Below are 20432 nucleotides of genomic sequence, written 5' to 3' on the forward strand. Positions count from 1 at the left end.
AGGGGGCTAAGACATAGCAGCCAACCCCCTATCCTTTGCCTTTTGGCTACAGCCTATTAACCTACGTTGGCTGTTCACGTGTGACGACACCGGGCCGCCGGGGCGGTTCAACCACATCTTCGCTTTCGCTATCCATAAACTCGTGCTCGACGGGGTTCGACGTTAGGTTCGCCGTTACCGCCTTTTCACCCCGCTTTACGGATTGATGACCAGTCGCTACCGTAGGGGTGATGCTGTTACCCCTGCACCGGGGAGAGGGACTTTCACCCTCACGGTTATCAAGTTGTCAAGGTTCAGATTTCTCTTTACCTTGCCATCCATCCCCCGCTTTCGCGGTTTCGGATGAACGAATCGCACACAGGGGGCACGCCCCGACAATCAGCGTTTGGTTTGCGAGGTTTCGATTCTGCGACAGAAAAAAATTAATAGTGTACTCAAGTTAAGTAAACGCCCGCACAATCACAAACACACTGATGGCTACCAGAACGGCAGTACCCGCGTTGAGCAAAGCCGTGTCGGACTGTTTCATTTGCCGACTAACTGCCTGCTCCTGAGATTCTTCTGACTGGGACTGATACGTTCCGTCGGTCACGTCCAGAATCAGTTGGGTACACTCGTCGGAAGCGTCTAACTGCGGAAAATGACCACAATGATCGAACCAGTGAAGCTCCGCATCGGGAAACAAGTCCATTGCCCGCCCCGACTGATTCGGCAAGCAAACCCGGTCTTGCCGACCCCAGCCAATCACTAATGGATGCCGGATAGACCCGGCCCCTGCCCCTTTTTGAGGCTCGCCATGAGCCAGATTGTGGAGGAGTTCGCTGAAAACAGGTGTGGGCGTAAATGTTCGTAACTCCTGCAGTGCAATCGGCGCGGGAATGGTCCAGGGGTGGGCCGAAAACTGCACGAACAGCAACGACCGGCTAATGGGGTTGCCCGTCAGGGCTGGTAAAACCGGTTGCAGAGCATCGACAAGTTTCGCCGATAGCCGCACGGAGTGGTAGAAAAACGGCACCTCCCAACCAGCCCAGAAACCGCCCGGATCGAGCGAGACAACGGCTCCCAAAATGCCTCCCCGCCGGGCCAGTTCGAGTACTAAACGTGCACCCATTGAACTGCCAACCGCGTCGGTGCCGAGCAGACTATGATCATCTAAAAACTTAGTTACGGCATCGGCAAGGGTGCGGATAGAGGTTTCGCCCCTCAGCGGGGGTGTAGCCCCGAAACCAGGCAAATCGACCGCAATTACATCGCGGTGGGCAGCCAATTCGTCAATAATCAAGTCCCAAGAGCGGTGGCTGCTGCCAATGCCATGAATCAGGAGAAGGGGCTTGCCGGAGCCACGCCGGACGTAGTTTATTGCCATAATCGTTGATGTTTATTCAATTGAACACTGTTCAAGAGGTAATGTTTTCTCATTTTTCAGGCTAAATCATATTACTCAACGATATGAAAAACGACCCTGACTTCTATCAAAAGGCGGATGCCGTGCGTTGTAGTCCGCTACGCGCTTTCAACCTGTCTGGCGACAGGTTGCTCGCCCCCGAAGGACGGCGTTCAGCCCAACCAAACGGGTGTGTAAAGGTCGCAGGTACGTGTGTTCAGTCGGGTTTCGCGCCCACCATCAACACCCGTTGGCGTTGGGTGGAATGTCCAAGCGATGTGCTTTCGGCGGCTCCGGTCGACAAGCCGCCCGGCTCGGACAGCGGACTTTAAGGCGTCCATTTCGGGCTCCCGTTGACGCTAGAAACGCCCCGATAGGTAGCCTTTTTGTGGGTGTGCAACGTACCGGGCGACAAGGGCACGTCCCGGCAGTTGAGGTTTTTAAGTCGCGCTCGAAAGGGAAAAAGCCCTGGTCAGGCAGATTTAGGCTCATTTGACAACTTTCGCTCGTTGGTCTGGTTTTGGTCAACACTCGCTCCTTCATAGCAAACCAAGTTTGTGCTTTTTCAAACTTAAGCGCCATCTTAAAGCTCTTCGTGCAGGCAAAGTTTCGTAGTTTTGCGACTGTAAACGATAACTATTCAGATGAACGAATTAAAAGAAAAAATACAACGATTAGCCGAAAGCTACTCTGCCAATCTAAAAGAGAAGATTGAGGAAAGAACAGAGGAAATGAAGGCGGACGACAACTCACACTACCTAATATACAGGGTATTAGGCATAACTACAGAAGAAGGAAAAAAGATAGATCTTTACCAAAACACAGGGCGTTTTCTTTATAAATATGCCGGTTCGTTTTTAGAAGAAGCAGCTACTTTATGTTTCAATTATAAATTCCCAGATGGGGTTAAAACAAAGGTAAAGAACACTCAAGGGCAACGCCCAGCTACATTTGAAGTAGATTTCTTAAACGACAAAGATGCAATAGAAATCAAGTGGCGAGATGCAACCACAGATGGAGACCATATCACGAAGGAACATACTAGAGCTAAAGTTATTAGAGAGCATGGTTATAAGCCAATAAGGGTGATGTTTTATTATCCTCAGAGAGGACAAGCTATCAAAATTCAAGAAACGTTGAAAACACTGTATTCAGGCCTTGACGGAGAGTATTACGGAGGGGATGAAGCTTGGAACTATTTACATAAGTACACTGGAGTTGATCTTAAAGCCGTATTGACGGAAATTGCCAACGAAAGAGTGCCCATCGTAAGTATGGAATTAAATGAAGGCATTGCTGAAATCAAAAAAAGTGATAGTGGAAATGGAAGTAAATAAAATAATTCAGGGCAATTGCACAGACAAACTCAGAGACATAGAGTCTTGCCAAGTTGATTTAGTATACTTTGATCCTCCTTTTTTTACTCAAAAAAAACATTCTCTTTCAAATCGAGATAACTCAAAAAAATATGAATTTAATGATATATACCCATCATTAGAGGAATACATAATGCTGATCGAAAATACATTAGTACAATGTAAAAGAGTTTTAAAAAATACTGGAAGTGTTTTTTTGCATTGTGATAAGACCGCATCTCATTATATTAGGATAGCATTAGATAAGATCTTTGGACCAGAAAATTTTCAAAGTGAAATTATCTGGTCTTATAAAAGATGGTCCAATTCTAAAAAGGGATTATTAAACTCTCATCAGGTAATATTCTTTTATTCGAAATCAGAAGACTTTAAATTTAACACTATATATACTGATTATTCGGCAACAACAAATCTCGATCAAATATTACAAGACAGAGAACGAAACATAAATGGAAAGTCTGTTTATAAGAAAGATATTAATGGTAATGTAATACTTGGGAAAGAAAAAAAAGGCGTCCCATTGTCAGATGTTTGGGATATTCCTTACTTAAATCCAAAGGCAAAAGAAAGAACCGGATACCCAACTCAAAAACCTGTTTTACTTTTAAATCAAATTATTAATATAGCGACTGATGAGGGAGATTTAGTACTAGATCCTTTTTGTGGTAGTGGAACGACTTGCGTCTCTGCTAAATCTTTAAATAGACGCTATTTGGGAATCGATATATCAGCCAGCGCAGTTGAGTTAGCAAATTCTCGTTTGCAGGAAATGATAATATCGGAATCGAATCTATTAAATAAAGGCTCAAATGAGTATTTAGAAAAAACAGAGGAAGAGATAGCGATATTGCAGGACATTAATGCTTTTCCTGTTCAAAGAAATTCTGGTATTGATGGTTTTTTAAAGGAACACTTTGGAGGAATGCCTGTTCCTGTAAAAATACAAAGCAAGTACGAGACGATAGAGGATGCTATCGAAAAGCTAGAAAGGTCTTCTCTCGGAAAAAATTACCAAATGAAAATATTAATACAAACAAGAGACTCTGAAATAAGCAGACTATTTGCTATTAAGTCAGATGTCAAAATAGTAAAATCCCTTGCATTGAGAGTGAGTGAACTCACCAAAAAGTCAATAAATATATAGCGGCACAAATGGTAAACGCCTACGCGCAGTTGTTCGATAAACTTTATTGCTATACGGCTTCGTTACATGGCTTCTGGCCTGCCTGAAAAAGCCTGAGTTCAGCACAATCGAGGGGCACAATTGTCGAAAATAGGTAAATGGTTTGGTCTAAATGGAATGCTGGCCTATCATCAGACCGGGATCAGGTCAAAACGCACCTTCAAGGAGCAATGCAACAAAGCCTTACTATACTATCCGTGTGGGCAGGTTACCAGCGACAGGCAGCGGGCCGCAGAGCCAGCTTTGACAGCCCAACATCCCATGTGTGTAAAGGCGCCTACGTCGCCATCACCACATGGAGGTGTTAGGCGCGGGTCCATGAATTCGCTTCCATTTCCAGCTTCCGGCTGACAGGTTGCAGGTCGCTTAGGCCTTTGCTCATTGGGCAACTCACTCTTAAAAGATAAACACCTTTATAAGGTGAGTTTTGGCTTCGCCTTTTATTAAAAACGATACTGGGCTTGTATTAAAACACTACACACCTATTTGCCTAATGCACCTTGACCGGTTTTGTAGCGGCTACTATCCTAGGCAAACAGCGTAAAATCCGGATCTGACTTCGAGAGAACAATTAAATTAAATCTGAAATACACCGTCTAGTCTCCCCATTCTAGCCTTGACCATCCCTGCTTTCCCAATAACCGATAAACAAAGATGCCCGTACAATAGCGAGTCATTGTACGAGCATCTTTGTTTTACACCAGTTTATCCGGCGTCAGCGGCAAATCCCTTAGTCGTTTACCCGTTGCGTTGAACACCGCGTTAGCGATGGCGGCCGACACACCGGTAATGCCGATCTCCCCGATGCCGCGGGCGCCAATGGGGGAAATATGAGGATCTGGTTTCCCGATAAAATGCACGTCGATGGGTGGCACATCCAGGTTAACGGGCACGTGATAATCAGCCAGGGTTCGCACAACCGGGTTGCCCCAGCGTTTATCGTATTCCGTAGCTTCCATCAGGGCGGCCCCGATGCCGAAAATGACCCCACCGATTATCTGGGACCGGGCCGTTTTTTCATTCATGATCCGACCGACGTCCTGCACGCTGGTAAAGCGTTTTACCCGGATTGTCCCCAAATCTTCATCCACCCACACCTCGGCAAACTGGGCACCGAAGGAATGGAACGCATAGTGTTTATCATCGCTGTTCTGTTCGGCGGGAAGCTCCCGGGGGGTACAAAGGGCGCTGGGTACGGTCAGTCCCGCCCCGGAAACCGGCTGGGTGGTCGCACAGGCGTCCATCTCGGCCCGTTTAGCCCGGCTCATGATGTCGGCATAGACGTCGGTTTTCTTCTCGTCGCCGATGAGGAAAAGTTTACCATCCCCGTAACCAATCTCGTTAGCGGTACGGCCATGGAGTTTTGACGAGGAGTCGGCGATCGCCAGCGCGGTGAGCTCTTTCCGCAACAGGACGCAGGCTTCCATGGCGGCCGGATGAATACTCGCCGTCGTTTGGGAGCCGCCGGCCAGCGGTGCAGCCGGTAAACTTGAGTCGCCAATCTTGACCTGAATCCGGTTAACGGGTACCCCCAGGGCATCGGCCGCTGTTTGCGCCAGTACGGTATAGGTTCCGGTCCCGATGTCGATCGATGCCGTCATCACCGTTACGTCCCCGCTGGCGGACATGGACACCTTTACCGAAGCCGCGCTCCGACCACCGGGATACGTAGCGGTCGCCATGCCGTATCCGACCAGGTATTTCCCATTTCGTTTCTGTCTCGGTTCCATACTGCGGGCCGACCAGCCAAATTTCTCGGCGCCGATCCGGTAACAGTCAACCAGGAACTCGCTCGAGAAGTCATGCCCGTTCATCGGGTCCTGGGCGGTATGGTTGGCGATCCGAAACGCCACCGGGTCCATCTTAAGTTGATACGCCATCTCGTCCATGGCGGACTCCAGTGCAAAGGTGCCGGGCGTCTCGCCGGGCGCCCGCATGAAGGTCGGGGTACTCCGATCTAGTTTGACCAGGCCGTAGGTAACCTCGCGCACCGGCGCTTTGTAGAGCACCAGCGATTGCTTCCCACTCGGTTCAAAAAATTCGGTCAGGTTGTTGTAGGTATCGGTATGATGACGAACGGCGGTCAATGTCCCGGCTGTATCCGTACCCAGCGAGACGCGTTGAATGGTTGCCGCGCGATGCCCGACGTTGGTCTGCATCATCTGCCGGGTGAGCGCCAGTTTAACCGGGCGGCCCGCGGCTTTGGCGGCCATGGCGACCAGCAGTGTGTGCAGCCAGAGCCCTTTGCTACCGAAGCCGCCCCCCACGAAGGGAGCAATCACGCGGACGTTCTCCTGTTGTAAACCAAGGAAATAAGCGGCAATAGCACCGGTAAGGCCCACGCCCTGGGTAGCGTCATACAGGGTGAGTTTGTCGGTTCCTTCCCAAACCGCTACCGTGGCGTGTGGCTCCATGGGATGATGATGCTCGACCGGGGTCGAATACGTATTGGCCACCCGGTGGGCCGACAGGGCGAGCGGGGTGGTTGTCTTACCCCCATTCACCTGGGCTTCGTCCCCCATCAACTTCGCTGGCTTCTTACTGTTCGGCAGTTCCGTCTTCAGATCGGTGGCCGCTTTTTCGGCGGTATAACGCACCTTGAGTTTATAGGCAGCCGCGCGGGCCTGTTCGTAACTCTCGGCCACAACCACGGCGATGAACTGGCCGGGGTAATGCACCTTATTATCCTGCAGGGGCGGCAGATTCTCGCCCAGAAAAGCGGCACCCGCCTTCGCCTGCGCCTTCATGTCGAGGGGCTTTAGCTTCAGGGCATTCTTGTAGCTAATCACGCTGATTACGCCGGGCTCTTTCCTGATGGCCGCATCATCAAGGGCCGTAATTCGTCCTTTGGCGATCGTTGCCCGAACCGGGAACGCATACGCCATAGTCGGCTGGTTGAATTCCGCAGCGTAGGTTGCCTTGCCCGTCACCTTCAGGCGGCCATCGATACGGCTGATGGGTTTACCTATTTCACTCATGATCGGATCCGTTGTCTGTTGAAGGATAGTCTTTTTCCATTCGGTTACCGGTGGCTAGCCGTCAAGTCCGTATACCCCGCCCTGCATGGCCCCCTGTAAGGCACGCGCAATGGCATTTTTGGCCATTGCTACTTTAAACTTATTGTGCTCCAGCGGTCTGGCGTTTTTGAGTTCGGCTTCGGCAGCTGCCCGGAAATTAGCCTCCGTGGCTTCTTTGCCGATCAGCCATTTTTCAGCCACTGAGGCCCGCCAGGGCTTATGGGCAACCCCACCCAACGCGATCCGAACCTGTTTGATCTGGTTTCCGTCCAGGGCTAGTGCCGCAGCGACCGATACCAGTGCAAAGGCATAGGACGAGCGCTCCCGGATCTTTAGATAATACGAGCGTTCGGCGAAATCATTGGCCGGCAATTCGATCGACGTAATCAGTTCGCCCGGTTTCAGATTGTTGTCTTTCTCGGGCGTGTCGCCCGGCAGACGGTGGAAATCGGCGAATCCGATCGTGCGTTTTACGTTGTTTTTACCTTCCACATGCACCTTCGCATCAAGCGCTGCCAGGGCTATTGCCATATCGGACGGATAAACCGCGACGCATTTTTCCGACCAGCCGAAAATCGCGTGGGTACGATTAACGCCTTTCAGAGCGCCACAACCGGAACCTGGTTCGCGTTTATTGCAGGGCATGTTTACGTCGTAGAAATAGGTGCAGCGGGTGCGCTGATTGAGGTTGCCGCCATTGGTCGCCATATTTCGAATCTGCGCGCTGGCACCGGCGAGAATGGCCATGGAAAGCAGCGGGTAATTCGTACGGATAAGTTCGTGGTTGGCGGTGAATGAATTGGTAGCCGTGCCGCCGATGGCTACACCCGTTGCCGTCTTTTCAACGTCGGCGAGTTTTAACCGGGTGATATCCACCAGCGCCGAAGGATGCATGACATCTTCCTTCATCAGGTCGACCAGGTTGGTACCCCCGCCGAGGTATTTTGCACCAGGATTCATGGACACGGCGGTGATTGCCGTGGCTGGCTCACTGGCATTCGAATAGTTGAATGGTCTCATGCTTGTCGATTGCTAAGTTGGATCAGATCGTACCATCGGCAAATTGCCAGACTTGTGCAACGGCCTTATCGCCATGCACTTCACGAATGGCATCCACAATATTGGGGTAGGCTCCGCACCGGCAGATGTTTCCCGACATGCGTTCCCGGATTTCCTCGTCGGAGAGTTTCACCGGCTTGCCGGTCTGGCGCACATTGGGGGTGACATAGCTGGCTTCACCGTTTTTGGCTTCACTCATCAGCGCCACCGCCGAACAAATCTGTCCGGGCGTGCAGTAGCCACACTGGAAACCGTCGTGCTTGATGAACGCAGTCTGCATAGGGTGAAGAGTATCTTCCTTCGCCAGCCCTTCGATGGTTGTCACGGCCTTATCCTGGCAGGTAGCGGCCAGAGTCAGGCAGGACAGTACGCGTCGACCCTCAACAAGTACCGTGCAGGCACCGCACTGACCATGATCGCACCCCTTTTTGGAGCCCGTCAGGGCCAGGCGTTCCCGCAAGGCATCCAGTAACGTCATGCGTGAATCGACCAGCAGTTTCTGCGCACGACCATTTACGTTGACCGTTACGTTGACGCCGTTCTCTATCCCAGTCGGGGGCGGGGGAAGTGGCGCGCCGGTGGTAGTTCGGGCCATCAGCTGCTCGATACCCAGGAGATGGGTGGCCAGCAGGCTGGTGCCGGTATAGGTGATGAGTTTGAGAAAATGACGTCGCTTTAGTCCGGCGGTGATGATCTCACTCACCTCATCGGGCATCAGGTCTTCGAGGACCTTCCGTTCGGCGTCGGTCAGATCCGGAAACTTGGGTTGGTCTTCCATGCTGTATGTTAGAAGGATATTCTATGGATACAAGTTTAAGGAAAACTTGTTTGAATTGGGGTTCCTACTTTTAGTAAACGTTTTAACCACCCTGAGTTACGTAACAGCGCTGATTGTTTTTCGGAATGAATAGTTCGCCTTTATTAGCCCAATTTACTGAGCAGGCTGCCATTCTCGCTGCGCTCTTCTGATGTATCGTCTGGCAGTACGTGTATGGCCAGCAAAACGGTATGTGTAGAAATTAGTCAGCGATCGATTGACTCGGGGGCGCTTTTCAGGCTACAAACGGTTCTTAACCAAACGCAGTTGAGCCTGTAGACAGTGATATTGTATTACAGAGCCTTATCAGTAGCCAGAATCGTTTTCCGGTGTAGCTCCCCCCAGTAACGCAGGGCCTCAATAACCCCGCCCAGGGTTTGGCTGTGTGGCGTTAACGTATACGTGATTTTGACCGGGTAAGTATCGTAAACAGTCCGTTTTACCAGTCCGTTGAGCTCCATATCCTGTAATTCTTTGGAGAGCATCCGATCCGTAATCCCGTGTACTTCTTTGGAAATTTCGCTAAACCGTTTCTCCCCAAAGGTAAGAGCCACAATAATGGGCAGTTTCCATTTACCATTCAACACATCCAACGCATCCCGTACAGGACGTAAAATGCGAGGGCATTCTTCGGGTTTATAATCGGCAGGTTCCATACTGAATTAAGTTGTCAGTAAGATTAAAAACGCAACAGTCTTCACTTACTATACTAAAGTATATAACTATCCTTTAGTATAGTACTTACAAAAGTATAGCAAAGCAAGTAACTTTGCGTCACGCAGGGACGAAAACTTTCGCTCCTATTTACACAAAGGCAACATGAGCGTTTACAGAAAACTTGTCAATATATATACGCCCGCTCTTCAGCAGGGGTTCTTAGGAGCTGGTCATATGGCTAGTCCAGTAATTCAGGGAGACTTCAGAGAAAGCGATCCATTCATTGCGTTGATGGATGATCGGCTCACTAAACAAACAGATCAACCCGCCGGAGGCCCTCACCCTCATGCTGGTTTTGAGACGGTATCGCTGCTACTGGAGGGCGAAATGGGGGATGACGCCCATCGGATGGAAGGAGGTGATTTACAGCTTATGACCGCAGGCAGCGGGATTATTCATACCGAAACCATTGAAGGGAAATTATCGATGAGACTGTTACAGTTATGGCTGAATCTACCAAAAAAAAATCGATGGGTTAGCCCGCGGGTACAGGATCTTCCGTTAGCGAAGGTGCCTACGCTTACCCAGGATGGTGCAGAAATAAAAGTGTACAGTGGTTCCCTGGCCGGTCTGACCTCCCCGATTCAGAATTATACACCGCTACTTATTGCCGATATCCGGCTACAGCCCGGCGCGACCACCGTGCAGCACATTCCTGCATCCTATACTGCTTTTGTTTACGTTCTTGAAGGCAGTATACAGGTGGGAGATGAGGCCGGGGAAGTCCACCAGGATCAGGTAGGCTGGCTAAACAGGGATTCCACTGAGCCGGTGAGTGAACTCAGACTGGCAGGCGGTAAAACAGGCGGACGGCTAGTACTCTATGCCGGTGAGCCGCAAGGAGACCCCATTGTATCGTACGGTCCCTTCATCGGCGATACGCAGGACGACATTCGCCGACTCTATCAGGAGTACAGACAGGGAAAGATGAACCACATAGCCACTGTTCCGGCTTCGCAACGGATACTCTGGTAAGGCCTGATTTTGGGTCCAGTCCTTTCGTTTATCGCTCAGGAACGTATCGCCTGACCTCATCCATTTAAAAAAGATGCCCTGGGCAAACGGGTGAAGCCAGGCGATACTCATTCCTAAGTTTGAATTTGCGGCTGGTCCGAATCAGGTATGTTTGCCAGTTGTTAGAGCGGAGAATGAACGCCACATTGACGTGAGTCGGCCAACCCAAATGCAACGCGGACCGCGCGCTGAATTATACTTCCAGTTGACGCGGCCCGCGCTTGTAAAATAACCACGAACAAAAACTACTCGACATACGCCTTGGCGTCAGTGATGCTCTTTTTCATCAGGTCCTGCACGCGCAGGACTTTCTGCTGCTCGGCTTTCAGGTAATCGAGTGCTTTAGCTTCGTCTAGCTTGCCCAGCGTATCGCCATTGTAACCGTGCATCCAGTCCATCATCTGGTCGTCGGCCTGCTGCAATCGATTCCGGATATCGGTTCCTTTTTCTTTATCGGCTCCCGTTGCAGTAGTCAGTTTCTGATCAACGGCTTTGCGCAGCCGCATGACGTCGCTCATGGTGTTCATAGCGCTGTCGTGCACGGCCATCACCTCATCTTCTAAATCGCCGACGGGTCCCCGACTGGCTTTCGGTTCGCTCATAGCTGCGTGATCGTGGCCAGTATGATCGTGTTCGGCTTTCTTATCCGTCGAGCAGGCAGTACCCAGGGCAATCAGGGCCGCCAGTATGGCTATTCTGGTCATGTTTGTCTGAATCATGTTGTGTTTCTGTTGGGTCAAAATTACAGGATTACGTTGGTTATCAATTAGAACATCCGCGACAGGTGAACGGCCAGGCGATCGTGCGCTTTCACCAGTCCTTCCGAAATACGTTGCTGAACAGGCAGTTGTGTATTGACGCCAACTACCCAGCTCCCCCAGTACGCATCCAGGCCCAGCGTAGCGGCTACCAGATACCCTCCCGTTTCGGCAATCAGGACACCATTTTTATGATCTTTACGGGCGTATTCGCCGTATAGGCCAGCGCTGGGCATGACTGCCAGACTCCCCCACTGCTTTACATAGAACCCAACCAGCGAGCCATTCACGCGATTACCAAACTGATATCCTTCGGCGTTGGTACCCGTGATACGTCCGGTCGCGTCGGTGTTCATGCCCCAGCGGTTCACCCGTAGCGTATAGATCCCGTTCAGTACCAGATCGGTAGCCCCGGTGCCAGGCTGGAAATTCGGATTGGCAACCTCGGCCAGATCCGTTTCGCTGTAGCGGTGGTCACCTGTCGCCAGCTTAAGCCCTCCTCCTACCATCAGTGACTGTTTAACGACGTGGGTACTGTCGCGGATGCGGGATTTATCAATGAGTTTGTAGTTGATCAGCACGGTTGCGTCACCCAGCCCCTGCAACCGTCGAACATCGGTTCCCTGCGTCTGCTGGTGAAACTGGTAGGGAACCATCGTCAGCACCTGCACGCGCCGGAGAGGGTAAAACCGCGCCCACAGGTCGATAGCCTGAAACGACTCCCGCGAATCGGCCTGGTCGATGTGGTGCCGCGACATAAACGTATCATAGCTCTGGGTCCGGTAGCGCACCCCAACAAAGTGCTTCTGAAACTGGGGCAGCACACCCAGGTAGAAGTTAGAACCCGAGCAACCGCACACATCACAGGACCAGCCCGGAGTGGACAGCAGTAGAGAGATAATAAAGAAAAGTCGTTTCATTTTGGAGCGAATTCAGGGTTGGTCAAAAATTCGGTATCAGTCAATGTTTTCAGGAAAGCAATCAGCTTGGTCTGTTCGGCAGCCGTCAGAGGAATTCCCGGCCTGGATTGGCCCGGGCGACTGTTCGGCTTCAGCAGTGGGTCGAGGTTGGGCGTATCGTCGACGCCTTCGGCGTAGTGATTCAGTACCGCTTCTAGGGTTCGAAAACGACCGTCGTGCATGTAGGGGCCGGTATGTTCGACGTTACGTAGGCTGGGGACTTTGAAGGTGTATTTATCCTCGGCCTTCTCGGTGATGTGCGCCCGCCCTTCGTCCTCACCAAAAGCCAGACTCAGCCCGTTGTTGCGGTAGCTCTGGTCGGTGAACAGCTCCCCGGCATGGCAGCTGGCGCAGCCCTTGCTTTTGAACAGATTGAGCCCGGCCTGTTCGTCAGCCGTCAACGTAGCACCCGTTTCGTTCCGTACATACTTATCGTAACGCGAGTTACCCGACACCATCGTCAGCATGAACTGCGATAAAGCCTGCAGAAACCGGGCGGTCGTTATCTCCCCCGTGCCGTACGCTTTTCTGAACTGCTGCCGATAGGTATCATCCGCCCGTAATTTGTCCAGCACGTTGGCGATCTTGTCGTCCATTTCGACGTGGTTTTCGATGGGCACAATGGGAAACAGATCCAGGTCAAAGACGCCCCCATCCCACATAAATTCCCGGCTCCAGGCCAAATTCTGCAACGGCAGCGAATTGCGCGTACCCAGCCGGTTGTCGATGCCGTGACTCACATCATGGCCGTGGTGCGTAAAGGCATACGCCTGGTTATGACATTCGGCGCAGGCAATGGTCCCGTCGCGGGAGAGCCGCCCGTCGTAGAACAGCATCCGCCCCAGCGCCACCCCTTCCTTCGTCAACGTATTATTCTCAAAACGGTAGACTGTCGGCGGGAAGTTGGTCGGCGACAGAAACAGCGGTTCATCCGGCACAGGCTCGGTCGAGCAGGCTGACAGGCCCAGCGGCAGGAGGATCGCCAGTCGACGAATCCACCCCTGCTTCCTGAGCGAACCGGGTTTACTTCGGATCATTATGCACATGATCGATTGCAAACATGGTTTTCTGATTGTCGGTGAGCCCCAGTTTCAGGGCAGCATCCGGCATGTGAATACCCCTGAATGCGGGGTCCTGGTAGAGCGTCGTCAGGCTGAGTTTAGTCGGTCCATCCATTACCCTGGCTACGTCGACCAGCAGGTGAACGGTTGGTGCAATCAGCGCCCGGACCGTTGCCGTCATGGGCATTGTCAGCGCTACCGAACGCAGATTATTGGCGGTCTTTCCCGTCATGCCGCCAAAGCCACCGGTATGAAACGCAAACTGATGATTCCGGTCGGCGGGAACCGCCGGCGACGTTCCTTCCAGGCGGACAAAAATGTAGCCCGAATTCCAGGACCAGTACATATCGGCCGCCTGCCCCGCAGCACCCGGATCGAGCGCGCCCGTCCGTTCGGTCACTGGCGAAACACTCTTGGCACTGTCGACACCGATGGTAAAATTCATGCCGGTATAATCGCCCTGCGGTACGTTGGTTAGTTTCACCAGCTGCGTTTTCACATCCGATTCCCGGATCAGGTAGTAGCTATTGGGCACCTTGTAGGTAGTGCCATCCGCTTTTTTGAGTTCGACGTTACTGACGAAGTAGTTCAGGATGTCGATCGTATACTCTTCGCCAAACGAGTTTTTGTATTTGGCACCGCCCAGGGCCAGATTGGTGCCACCAACAATATTGTCAAATTCCAGCGTCAGGTCGCCCTTGCCGTTGGGGTCAATTGCCAGGACTTCGGCATCGCTTTTTTCCGTACAGCCCCAGAAACCGGTCGACAGACAGTTAATTATAAACAGATAAACTCCAGAAGTAAGAATGCGTTTCATGTGTATGACTTTCAGCCAGATACGGCTGATAAATGTGATAAAAGAGAGACTAATCCCCCGCCCGAACCGGCAGGAGTAGGCAACCCTAGCTGACGGTTCGCCAACGGATTACCACTGTACCAGAACGAAGTGAGAGGGTACGGCGCCCCTTACCGGAACGAACGTGACGATAGGCAAAGCGTTGCCAACAACCGGCTTGACAGGCAGCTTTACTGGCTTTGCCGGAATTTACCCGAACGCGGTTCACCTACCCCGATAAGGAGGGGTAGCGTCGATGGATAAATCAGGAAACAGCAGCAGGAAAATGCTGGGATGACGTCATGCCAATGCCGTGCCGATGAGCTAATAGCTTACCAGCAATAACAAAACACAACGAAGCAGGCCGAAAATTAAGCGCGGGGCGGTCGGAACAGCCCGTCGAGGGATTGGCTCGTGCGGGCAATCAGGTAGGTAAACAGGCCAGTCGTAGACAACTGACGAACAGCGGGCGCGAAGGTAAAGGAAGTCACTGACTCAGCGTACAGCTGAATGGAAGGCGTATTCTGAACGCGCTCGGTGGTTTCTTTATCCTGTTTATCCTGCTGGGCTTTCAGGCGTTTGGCCAGGAAACACTGACCGTTACAGTGCAGCTCGGGCCGGTCGCGGTTTTCGCAGAGCACACGGGCGATATAGTCCCGGTTAAGCTGGTAATAAGCGATGGTTCCCCAGGGACTGACCAGGGGGAGCAGGGTGGCAACCAGCAATATGTAACTGACCAGCGAGCGCATCGAGCCACAAAGGTAAGACAGAAACACGTTAAGATACGCGCCTTGTCCCGTTGACGGATGAAACTTTCCGGGTTCGTATACTATCAATTTGTTAAATCATTCAGACTCAATTATCCTTCCTTGAATATCTTCTTAGTTTTGAGCCGTTGACGTAGTTAGCCGTCTGCACTCGTGGGTTCCGGAGTCTTCAATACCAGTCAGAAAACGGCCGTACAGCAGCGCCTTCAACAAGGTAATGAACAGGCATTTAACCGCCTGTTTGACGGCTATCAATGGGTTGATCCACTGGGAAGACGAGACGAACGAACTAATGCGCGACGTATTCACGAAAGTCCGGGAGAATTGTAGCCTGATTCAGTCCGACCGGCCGCTCGCTGGTTTTCTGCACACATCGTGCCCGACGAGTAAAGTTCTGGCAGGACGTAGTTTTTCACCATATGAAACGTAAATTTTTAGCGGGTTTGCTGGCGTGCGTAACCAGTCTGAGCCTGGCCCAGACCCGCCTGTATTCGCCGGCGCAGGCACACGCCCACAACGATTACGAACATACGATCCCGTTCTGGCAGGCTTACGACCAGCAGTTTGGTTCGATCGAAGCCGATATTTACGCCCGCAATGGTCAGCTTTACGTAGCCCACGACACGGCGGACATTACCCCCGACCGAACGCTGGATGCGCTGTATATTCAGCCCATCGTCGGCAAAGTGAAGGCAAACAAAGGCAAGGCGTACGCCGATGCTGACTATACCTTGCAGTGGCTGATCGATTTGAAAACCCCGGCGGCCCTGTCGCTCCCTCTGCTCGTAAAAGCCCTGTCGGCCTACCCCGATGTTTTCGGTACGGGTGGTCCGGTGCAGGTTGTGGTCAGTGGCAACGTACCAGCCCCCACTCAGTTCGGGCAATTTCCCAACTGGCTCAAATTCGATGGTCGCCCGAATATTACGTACACACCGGAGCAACTAACGCACATTGGTCTGATCAGCCAGGATTTTACGAAATACACCCGCTGGAATGGCAAGGGGCTAATCGTCAAGAAAGAGCGCGAAGCGATTCAGGCGGTTGTGGACCAGGTGCACAAACAGGGCAAGAAAATCCGCTTCTGGGCCACGCCCGACAACATCAACACCTGGAAGTCGCTGATGAACCTGGGTGTCGATTTCATCAACACCGATAACCTGGCTGGACTGGGTCGGTTTCTGAGTACCCGTCAGACGGCCGAGTACCAGGAAATCAAGCCCGCGCACCCCGTTTATCAACCGACGTACCGCAATAACGACAGCCGCAGCCGGGTCAAAAATGTGATTCTGCTGATTGGGGATGGCATGGGACTGACCCAGATTTATGCCGGTCTGACTGGCAACCGGGGCGACCTGAACCTGGCCCGCCTGCTCAACATCGGCTTCTCAAAGACCAGCGCGGCCGATACGTACATCACCGACTCGGCCGCCGGTGGTACAGCCATGGCAACGGGCACGAAAACCAATAACCGCGCTATTGGCGTCGACGCAACGGGCGCATTGGTACCGGCCATACCAGTACTGATCAGGAAATGGAACATGCCCAGCGGTATTATCTCATCGGGGTCGGTTACCGATGCCACTCCAGCCGTTTTCTACGCTCACCAGCCCGACCGCATGTTCGAGCGGGAAATTGCATCCGACTTCCTGCGTAGCCCGGTGCCGATTTTGATTGGGGGTGGCTACCGTTATTTCCAGGAACAAAACGTGCTGGATACACTCCAGCAGCGAGGTTACCAGATCGGCAGGAAGCTCTCGGATCTGGAGCGGATGAAACCCCCCTTCGTCATGCTGGACGATTCGTCGGTGGGGCCCATCCACAAAGGTCGGCCGGACTTTCTGGTGCCTGCCCTCCGCAAAACCATGCGGGAGCTGCAAACCAATTCCGCTGGCTTTTTCATCATGGCCGAAGGGGCGCAGATCGATTACGGCGGTCACGTAAACGACACCCGCTACGTTGTGCAGGAGATGCAGGATTTTGACCGGGCCATTGGCGAGGCCATCAAGTTTGCCGACTCGAACGGCGAGACGCTGGTGATTGTCACCGCTGATCACGAAACGGGCGGCCTTAGCCTACTCGATGGCGATGTAAAGCGCGGTTATGTCGACGGTAATTTCAGCACCAACGATCACTCGGGTGTTATGGTCCCGGTCTTTGCCTACGGACCGCACTCGCTCGACTTCCGGGGGGTGTATGAAAACACCGAAATTCAGCGAAAAATTATGGCGATTCTGGCTAAATATCACGCAAACGCCAAATAAGTATACGCCTTTCGTGGTTTTTCACGAATTTGCCCCGCAACAGGTTTTCTGCCCGTTCGCGGGGCAAATTCGTTTTCCTCTTTTTCGTTAGTCGTATGACCCAGACCGACAATCGGTTTCTTTCGCTGGACGTGTTCCGGGGGATAACCGTTTGCTTTATGATTATCGTGAACACCCCCGGCAGCGGGGCCACGCCCTTTTCTCCCCTTAACCACGCCCAGTGGCACGGCTTCACCCCTACCGACCTGGTTTTCCCTTCCTTTCTGTTCGTGGTCGGCAATGCCATGAGCTTTGCCATAAAAAAGTACCACTTGCTGGGCACCGGGGCCGTACTGACCAAGATCGCTAAACGGACCGCGCTGATCTTTTTGCTGGGCTACCTGATGTACTGGTTTCCCTTTTTTAAGCTAGGGGATGAGGGCCAGTTCTTACCCTTCCCCATCAGCCAGACGCGCATCTGGGGCGTACTGCAACGTATCGCGGTCTGTTACGGAATTGCTTCGCTGATGGTCTATTTTCTGCCGTTTCGAACGGTGGTTGTTCTAAGTGTTGCCTTTCTGATCGGCTATTGGTTGTTACTACTCGGTTTTGGCGACGCAACCGACCCACTGAGCCTGACGGGCAACGCGGTTCTTTACCTGGACCGGGCGATGCTGGGCGATGCACACCTGTACCACGGCAACGGGGGCGTTCCGTTTGATCCGGAAGGGTTGCTCAGCACACTGCCCGCCGTTGTAAACGTCATCATTGGCTATTACGCCGGGCAGTTCGTACAAACCCACGGCAAAACCTACGAAAGCGTTACAAAAGTGCTGCTGATGGGCGCATTGTTCATTTTGCTGGCGCTGACCTGGGACATGGTCTTTCCGATCAACAAAAAGCTCTGGACCAGTCCGTTTACGCTGCTCACCACCGGGCTTGATCTGGTGATTATGGGTACGTTGATTTACGTCGTCGAAATACGCCAGTGGAACCCCGCCAACTGGACGCGTTTTTTCGTTATCCCCGGCAAGAACCCGCTGTTCCTGTACCTGCTCTCCGAAGTGCTGGCCATCCTGCTTTATATGATTCCTTCTGATGGCGGCAGCCTTTTCAGCGCCATAAACGACAGTCTTTTCCAGCCGCTGGCACCGGGACCGATCGGCTCGCTGCTGTTCGCCCTCAGCTTTATGCTCCTTTGCTGGGCCGTTGGCTGGTGGCTTGATAAACGGAGGATTTACGTGCGGGTGTAGGTCTGTCTTCGGACCCCTATCTGGGGTGCTAGCGGAAGAAGGTACCCGAACCACGGTTTAGTCTTACAGGGCTGTTCCTCACGGGATAGGGTAGATCGGGCCTTTCGGATTTGTATCGATTAGGCGAACTGATACTCATGACTGTTTTCTTAGTACATTTGAAAAACTACCCTCAATACATGTCTTTTATGATCGGCGTCCAAAACTCTGCGCAGGCCCTTAAAATCTTTTTTCTGAGCCTGGCAGGCCTATTCATCACAGGGGTTACCCTGGCCCAAACCACTGGTACGGCTATTACGCTGGGTGGCAAAACAATTCATACCGTTGGTAAACTACCCGCGGTGGGCACAGCGGCCAAAGAAGTCACGTTGACGGGCATTGACCTCAAGGACAATACGTTAGCTGATTACAAAGGCAAATACGTGATCATGAATATTTTCCCTAGTGTAAACACAGGTGTCTGTTCCAAATCGGTGCGGAAATTTAATGAAGATGCAGCGGGCCTGACAAACACCGCTGTACTTTGTATTTCCAAAGACCTGCCTTTTGCCCAGAAAGCTTTTTGTGGCGCAGAAGGCATTAAAAACGTGGTGATGCTGTCGGATTTCAGAACCGATTTTGGCAATTCGTACGGCGTGCAAATTGCCGACGGCCCCATGAAAGGTCTGTTAAGTCGGGCGGTAATCGTGGTGAATCCCGAAGGAAAAATTGTCTATGAACAGCAGGTGCCGGAAATAGGGCAAGAGCCTGATTACGCTGCTGCATTGGCAGCCATCAAGTAGAACTCACTCAACAAAGAAGGCAGGACGTTAATCCTGCCTTCTTTGTTTCTACCCCCTTCGCTTGTTTCCCGGCGGTGCTCATCGCTACGGTGTGGACCAAAATGTCCATCATGCATGAGCGCTCCTTCGTCTCAGCCAAGAGAATTTACTGTTAAGGTATAATGTAAATCTTACAAGATAGGAACGTTGTTAGCACAAATTGTCAAGAACTCATCAATAGAATTTGCAACATAAACAATTCTGGCTCTCCATGCTGATTTTGGCAAATCGGCTAGATCAATTTCATAGTCCATGGCCCAAACTCCTTTAGCTAACTGAGGAGATATTGAGAGACAAAAAAACTCACTGTAGAAGTTAGTCTGAACAACTGGAAGTAAACAGTCCGTGTAGCAATATACACCACCCTCTGCTTCTACTTCTGTTTTTAGAAAATTGTATCTATTTTCTATTTGGTCAAGATCTAAAAATGTTTCAAAGTATCCTTCATATCTAACCGGTTCGCAAAATTGAAAATAAGCTCCTTGATAGCTGAGTAAGAAATCTAGTTGTTCGCCTGACAAGCGAACGTCTATTCTCTCCTCTAGAGCTCTTATTTGCTCGGTTGTTGCCAGTTTTACCGGCAAGGATTTCAAAAGTTTATTGAATGCTTCGTTGTTCATTATTTATGATTTTCACTATCCTTGGAGCTGTTGTATAACTAATGTTATGTTAAGAGAAAATTTATTTATTCTTCAAAATGTTATTTCCGTTCCTTTTCTAAAAAAAATAATAAAATCTATAACATTTCACGGCTCAATAAGTCCCCAAATGCCTAGGAGTTGATAAGCGGCAACAAGTACGTATATGATCTTATTCCGCATTATATCATATGCTTTTAACACAAACTCTTGGAGTTGTTGAGATCTTAGATCTGAAATTTGATTTAACGATTTAAACTTAGCTACTTGATAATTTCCTAAAAAGTAAAAAATGATTAGTGCTACGCTAAAAAATAGTAAATTGAAGAAGTCTTCAGATGATTTTAAGAAAGTAAACTGTAAAAATCCACTATGTATAACTAAAGAAATTATAACTACGATTGAAGTAATTTGTATAGCTTTTCTACCTAATTTATATTTCTCTATCAAGACTAGGTATATCAATAGATCAAGCGATAAGAAGAAGAATGTGTATAAGATATTAGCGAACATATTTAATATAACTTTATGGC

General features: G+C 51.1%; 19 protein-coding genes. 7 read left to right on the forward strand and 12 right to left on the reverse strand.

Features of this window, described 5'->3' with window-relative positions; genetic code table 11:
- Positions 1–439: 439 nt before the first annotated feature.
- Positions 440–1366 (reverse strand): alpha/beta fold hydrolase, encoded by a 927-nt coding sequence (locus tag HU175_RS16215; RefSeq protein ID WP_176567584.1) that lies wholly within the window; start codon positions 1364–1366, stop codon positions 440–442.
- A 191-nt stretch (positions 1367–1557) separates the two neighbouring features.
- The gene (locus HU175_RS16220; protein WP_176567585.1) at positions 1558–1725 is read right to left on the reverse strand and encodes a hypothetical protein; all 168 of its coding nucleotides are present in this window, start codon (positions 1723–1725) and stop codon (positions 1558–1560) included.
- Positions 1726–2028: 303 nt separating this feature from the next.
- Between HU175_RS16220 and HU175_RS16225 the strand changes: the two genes are divergently transcribed.
- Positions 2029–2721 carry an ApaLI family restriction endonuclease gene (locus HU175_RS16225; protein WP_176567586.1) on the forward strand — a complete coding sequence of 231 codons (693 nt, stop codon included), beginning with the start codon at positions 2029–2031 and terminating at the stop codon, positions 2719–2721.
- Positions 2669–3904, forward strand: a complete 1236-nt coding sequence (locus HU175_RS16230; protein WP_228724180.1) for a DNA-methyltransferase — start codon at positions 2669–2671, stop codon at positions 3902–3904. Before HU175_RS16225 ends, HU175_RS16230 begins: the two co-directional genes overlap by 53 nt.
- 734 nt (positions 3905–4638) lie before the next feature.
- Here the strand turns inward: HU175_RS16230 and HU175_RS16235 are convergent.
- From HU175_RS16235 to HU175_RS16250, 4 genes are all read right to left on the reverse strand, one after another.
- Positions 4639–6921, reverse strand: a complete 2283-nt coding sequence (locus tag HU175_RS16235; protein WP_218036999.1) for a xanthine dehydrogenase family protein molybdopterin-binding subunit — start codon at positions 6919–6921, stop codon at positions 4639–4641.
- 54 nt (positions 6922–6975) lie between these two features.
- Positions 6976–7980 (reverse strand): FAD binding domain-containing protein, encoded by a 1005-nt coding sequence (locus tag HU175_RS16240; protein WP_176567587.1) that lies wholly within the window; start codon positions 7978–7980, stop codon positions 6976–6978.
- A gap of 22 nt (positions 7981–8002) precedes the next feature.
- Positions 8003–8797 (reverse strand): 2Fe-2S iron-sulfur cluster-binding protein, encoded by a 795-nt coding sequence (locus tag HU175_RS16245; RefSeq protein WP_176567588.1) that lies wholly within the window; start codon positions 8795–8797, stop codon positions 8003–8005.
- Positions 8798–9129: 332 nt separating this feature from the next.
- Complete coding sequence (locus HU175_RS16250; protein WP_176567589.1) at positions 9130–9492, reverse strand: winged helix-turn-helix transcriptional regulator; 363 nt, start codon at positions 9490–9492, stop codon at positions 9130–9132.
- Positions 9493–9727: 235 nt separating this feature from the next.
- Here HU175_RS16250 and HU175_RS16255 point away from each other — a divergent pair, with 235 nt between their 5' ends.
- The gene (locus HU175_RS16255) at positions 9728–10528 is read left to right on the forward strand and encodes a pirin family protein (RefSeq protein ID WP_228724181.1); all 801 of its coding nucleotides are present in this window, start codon (positions 9728–9730) and stop codon (positions 10526–10528) included.
- Positions 10529–10812: 284 nt separating this feature from the next.
- Here the strand turns inward: HU175_RS16255 and HU175_RS16260 are convergent, their stop codons facing one another.
- From HU175_RS16260 to HU175_RS16280, 5 genes are all read right to left on the reverse strand, one after another.
- Complete coding sequence (locus HU175_RS16260; protein ID WP_176567591.1) at positions 10813–11286, reverse strand: hypothetical protein; 474 nt, start codon at positions 11284–11286, stop codon at positions 10813–10815.
- A 47-nt stretch (positions 11287–11333) separates the two neighbouring features.
- A complete protein-coding gene (locus HU175_RS16265) occupies positions 11334–12245 on the reverse strand; it encodes a hypothetical protein (RefSeq protein ID WP_176567592.1) in 912 nt (303 codons plus the stop codon).
- Positions 12242–13321 carry a cytochrome-c peroxidase gene (locus HU175_RS16270; RefSeq protein WP_176567593.1) on the reverse strand — a complete coding sequence of 360 codons (1080 nt, stop codon included), beginning with the start codon at positions 13319–13321 and terminating at the stop codon, positions 12242–12244. Before HU175_RS16270 ends, HU175_RS16265 begins: the two co-directional genes overlap by 4 nt.
- Positions 13308–14162, reverse strand: a complete 855-nt coding sequence (locus HU175_RS16275; protein ID WP_176567594.1) for an MbnP family protein — start codon at positions 14160–14162, stop codon at positions 13308–13310. The genes HU175_RS16270 and HU175_RS16275 overlap by 14 nt, the downstream gene beginning before the upstream one ends.
- A gap of 389 nt (positions 14163–14551) precedes the next feature.
- Positions 14552–14956, reverse strand: a complete 405-nt coding sequence (locus tag HU175_RS16280) for a hypothetical protein (RefSeq protein ID WP_317167750.1) — start codon at positions 14954–14956, stop codon at positions 14552–14554.
- A 208-nt stretch (positions 14957–15164) separates the two neighbouring features.
- On the opposite strand from HU175_RS16280, the gene HU175_RS16285 reads away from it, so the two are divergent.
- The 4 genes from HU175_RS16285 to tpx all read left to right on the forward strand — a co-directional run bounded on the left by HU175_RS16285 (position 15165) and on the right by tpx (position 19222).
- Positions 15165–15377 (forward strand): hypothetical protein, encoded by a 213-nt coding sequence (locus tag HU175_RS16285; protein WP_176567595.1) that lies wholly within the window; start codon positions 15165–15167, stop codon positions 15375–15377.
- Positions 15367–17208: an alkaline phosphatase gene (locus HU175_RS16290; protein WP_176567596.1), complete on the forward strand. Its 1842-nt coding sequence runs from the start codon at positions 15367–15369 to the stop codon at positions 17206–17208. Before HU175_RS16285 ends, HU175_RS16290 begins: the two co-directional genes overlap by 11 nt.
- Before the next feature lie 95 nt (positions 17209–17303).
- The gene (locus tag HU175_RS16295; RefSeq protein ID WP_176567597.1) at positions 17304–18440 is read left to right on the forward strand and encodes an acyltransferase family protein; all 1137 of its coding nucleotides are present in this window, start codon (positions 17304–17306) and stop codon (positions 18438–18440) included.
- A gap of 188 nt (positions 18441–18628) precedes the next feature.
- On the forward strand, positions 18629–19222 hold the full coding sequence (gene tpx / locus HU175_RS16300; RefSeq protein WP_218037000.1) for a thiol peroxidase: 594 nt from the start codon (positions 18629–18631) through the stop codon (positions 19220–19222).
- A 170-nt stretch (positions 19223–19392) separates the two neighbouring features.
- On the opposite strand, the gene HU175_RS16305 is transcribed toward tpx, so the two are convergent.
- Positions 19393–19881, reverse strand: a complete 489-nt coding sequence (locus tag HU175_RS16305) for an SMI1/KNR4 family protein (protein WP_176567599.1) — start codon at positions 19879–19881, stop codon at positions 19393–19395.
- Between the last annotated feature and the right edge of the window lie 551 nt (positions 19882–20432).

The organism is Spirosoma sp. KUDC1026, assembly GCF_013375035.1.
Taxonomy (GTDB): domain Bacteria; phylum Bacteroidota; class Bacteroidia; order Cytophagales; family Spirosomataceae; genus Spirosoma.